Annotated in this window: 3 protein-coding genes; 1 reads left to right on the top strand and 2 read right to left on the bottom strand. The window is 60.2% G+C overall.

What is annotated here, in order from left to right:
• Window positions 1–68: 68 nt before the first annotated feature.
• Both QZL63_RS09805 and QZL63_RS09800 read right to left on the bottom strand, forming a co-directional pair.
• On the bottom strand, window positions 69–281 hold the full coding sequence (locus QZL63_RS09805) for a winged helix-turn-helix domain-containing protein (protein WP_022309126.1): 213 nt from the start codon (window positions 279–281) through the stop codon (window positions 69–71).
• Window positions 282–296: 15 nt separating this feature from the next.
• Window positions 297–1250, bottom strand: a complete 954-nt coding sequence (locus tag QZL63_RS09800; protein WP_290586798.1) for a metallophosphoesterase — start codon at window positions 1248–1250, stop codon at window positions 297–299.
• Between the two features lie 199 nt (window positions 1251–1449).
• Between QZL63_RS09800 and QZL63_RS09795 the strand changes: the two genes are divergently transcribed.
• The coding region (locus QZL63_RS09795; protein WP_290586795.1) for a TonB-dependent receptor at window positions 1450–3559 on the top strand (2110 nt) is incomplete at its 3' end.

The raw sequence follows: 3559 nt of genomic DNA, 5'->3' as shown, positions 1-3559 counted from the left end.
GCCCCGCCGCAAAAAAGGGACGGGCTGCGGATGAACTCCGCAGCCCGTCTTCGGGAGAGGTCTCGGCATCAGAATGCGAATTCCGATACGAGGGGTTCGACCGTGTCGCCGTTGATTGCGATCCGGTTTTCGTGTGCGAGCCAACCCAGGGCGATGAGCAGTTCCTGTTCGGAGAGGGACGTGCAGGCGCGAAGGGCGGCTATCGTGTGCGGTCCGTGGAATGTGATCTCCGCATAGAGCCGTCGGGCGTCGGCTTCGATCTGCCGGTTCTTGTTTTCCATCGTACAGGGGCCGGACTACTTCCGGCGCTCGATTTCGTATTCCAGTTCGCCGCGGCTGTTCACCAGCGTGTAGTGCATCACCCCTTTGTCGAACGAAAGCAGTCCGAACCCGGAGTTCTCGCTGGCATACTGCGTGAGCGGGCCGCGCTGGGGCGCGCGCTGTTTCGAGGCCGACGTATTGACGATGTAGTCGATGCTGTCCCTGCCGGTGCGGATGTGCTGGAAGGTGTGGATGTGGCCGCAGAAGTAGGCATCGACGGCATTGCGGCGGAAAACCTCCTCGAGCCGGGCGCGCATGTTCTCCTGTTCGATGTCGTCCTTGTCGTCGTAGGTGTACATCGGGTGATGGCCCACGACGATTTTCCACTTTTCGGAGGAGGCGTTCAGGACACTGTCGATCCAGCGGACCTCTTCATCGGGATCGACCCGTTGCGCGTCGGGGTATTGGTCGCTCTCCCGGCGGTACTTGTCGATGAGCGGGGCTGTGTCGATGAAGACGAAACGCACACGGTCCGAGTCGGCCTCATCGTCGTCCAGGGGTACGGCGAAGGTGTAGTAGCGGGCGGGCATGTTCCACCGGCGGCTGACCTGCGAGTAGTCGATCATGGCCTGCGTGTTCCCGCGGTATTCGTGGTTGCCCAGCACCCCGTACCACGGGCACTGGAGTTCGCTGTGGGTATAGATGCTTTCGAAATTGGACCACAGCAGCGGGTCGCTCGTCGATTGGATGCCCTCGTAGTGGAACAGGTCACCGCATGAGATGACGAACTCCGGGCCGAGAAGGTCGGCATAGACGCCCATCCACTCGCCGATCAGGCGCTGGTCGTAGGAGCCGTTTCGGCCGGCATCGGAGAGCATCAGGATGTTGAGTTCCCCGTCGTAGGTGCCTTCGGCTGCCTTTTTTTCGGGTTGTGTCGTCGTACAGGCGGCCAGGACGACGGCAAACCATGCAAAGCAGAGTTTTTTCATATACATAGGAATATGGGATGAATGTTGTCGTGTGTTTTTTCCGACGCCGCAAATATAGGCAAAATACACAGCGGGGAAACGCCTCCCGGGAAACTTCATTGAAACGTAACAGTGTTGCATTCAAACTGTTGTGCGGATGCAAAGTTGCGGTAACAGCATGTCCATACTTTTGCCGCAGACAATTTCAAGTTTCTGTTTCATGAGAAAAAACTACACTTATCCGTTTGTTTTTCTGGCACTCGCGGCCGTGGCGCCGCTTCATCTCCAGGCCGCTGCGGAAGGCGAGGCCGAAACCGAGGTGGAGCTCGTGGATGCCGAACTGGCCGCTGCCCGCGGCTCCCTGACGGGCGTGGTGCTCGACGATGCGCGGCATGCCGTTCCCGGAGCCGTGGTCTACATCCGTTCGCTGAACCTGGGCGTCGTTTCCGGTACGGACGGCAGTTTCTCGCTGCGCGGTATTCCCGAAGGAACCTATGAAGTCTGCGTCACCTATGTGGGTTACGATCCGATCTGCCAGACCTACGACGTACACAAGGGGGAGACGATTCGTTGCGAGTTCCTCCTGCACGAGGGCGTGGCCATCGGCAACGTCGTGGTTTCGGGTATCGTCGAAGGGCAGCGCCGGGCACTGACCCTGCAAAAGAATAACGACGGGGTGAGCAACATCGTGGCGGCCGACCAGATGAGCCGTTTCGCCGACGCCAATATCGGCGATGCGATGAAGCGCATCCCGGGCATCAACGTGCAGTATGACCAGGGCGAGGCCCGTTTCGGACAGGTGCGCGGCACGTCGCCCGACCTTACATCCGTGACGCTCAACGGAAACCGTCTCCCCTCGGCCGAGGGTGACTCGCGCGCCGCGCAGCTGGACCTCATTCCCACGGACATGATCCAGACCATCGAGGTGAACAAGGTCGTCACGGCCGACATGGACGGCGACGCCATCGGCGGTGCGGTGAACCTCGTAACGAAGAATTCGCCCTATCGCCAGACCCTCTCGGCCAATGCCGGGGCAGGTTACAACCCCATCTCGCAGCGCGTGACCTTCAACGGTTCGGTCAGCTGGGGCTCGCGTTTCTTCAAGGACCGGCTCGGGGTGATGGCCGCAGTAGCCTACCATAACAACCCGATCGGCTCGGACAACATCGAGGCGACGTGGAAGGAGGACGACAACGGCAATGCCTATGTCGATGAATTCGAGGTCCGCCAGTACTACGTGCACCGCGAGCGGCAGAGTTATTCGCTTTCGCTCGACTGGAAGTTCAACGAAAACCACAAGATCGAACTGCGCGGCATGTACAACCGCCGTAACGACTGGGAGAATCGCTACCGCTTGACCTACAAGGATATCACGCCCGATGCCGACGGTACGGCCACGGCCTATCTGCGCCGTCAGACCAAGGGCGGGGCGCCCGATACGAAATTCGCCCGCCTCGAACGCCAGCAGACGGCCGACATCGCGCTGGGTGGAGAGCACAACCTCGGCTGGCTCGGCGTCGAGTGGGGCTTCGACTATGCTCGGGCCTCGGAAGACCGCCCCAACGAGCGTTACATCGGCCTGGAGAGCGACGAGGACAATCCGATCCGCTTCGATGTCGATCTGTCGGATGAGCGCGAGCCGCGTTTCGAGCCCCTCGATCCTTCGCGGATGGAGCTCAATGCGACTAACTTCATCAAGCTCGACGAGCTGACCGAGTCGTTCAGCGAGATCGAGGAGACCGAATACAAGGCCCATGTCGATCTTCGGGCGCGTCTCTTCACGGGTCAGTTTGCCGGTACGCTGAAGGCCGGATACAAGTTCCAGGACAAGGACAAGTCGAAATACATCACCTTCTACGACGTGGAACCGGTCGATGAGGAGTCCTTCATCCGCCAGGCCATGGCCGGCGGGAACATCTACGACGCCACGCGCCGGAACTTCTATGCCGGCGACTACACCGCAGGCGACTTTGTGAATAAGAAATACCTCTCCCGGCTCGACTTCAACGACGCTTCGCAGTTCTCCCTGTCGCGCAACCCGATGGAGGAGGCCGAGAACTACGAGGGACATGAGTCGATCCATGCCGCCTACCTGCGTTACGACCAGCAGTTCGGCAACCGCCTGAAACTGATCGCCGGCCTGCGTCTCGAGCATACGCTCTTCGACTATACGGGCCATGCGCTCAACGTCGATGCCGAGGAGGAGAACATCACCTCGACGCCCGTATCGCGCAAGACGACCTACGACAACTGGCTGCCCTCCGTGCTGCTCAAGTACGAGCCGATGGACAACATGGTGCTCCGGGCCAGTTTCACCACGACGCTCGCAC

Source organism: Alistipes sp. CAG:268 (genome assembly GCA_000434235.1).
GTDB lineage: Bacteria > Bacteroidota > Bacteroidia > Bacteroidales > Rikenellaceae > Alistipes > Alistipes avistercoris.
This window is presented reverse-complemented; position numbering and strand designations above follow the sequence as displayed.

Coding starts and splice junctions, on each gene's coding strand:
- QZL63_RS09805 (WP_022309126.1), bottom strand. CDS start 281: ATGGAAAACAAGAACCGGCAGATCGAAGCCGACGCCCGACGGCTCTAT.
- QZL63_RS09800 (WP_290586798.1), bottom strand. CDS start 1,250: ATGAAAAAACTCTGCTTTGCATGGTTTGCCGTCGTCCTGGCCGCCTGT.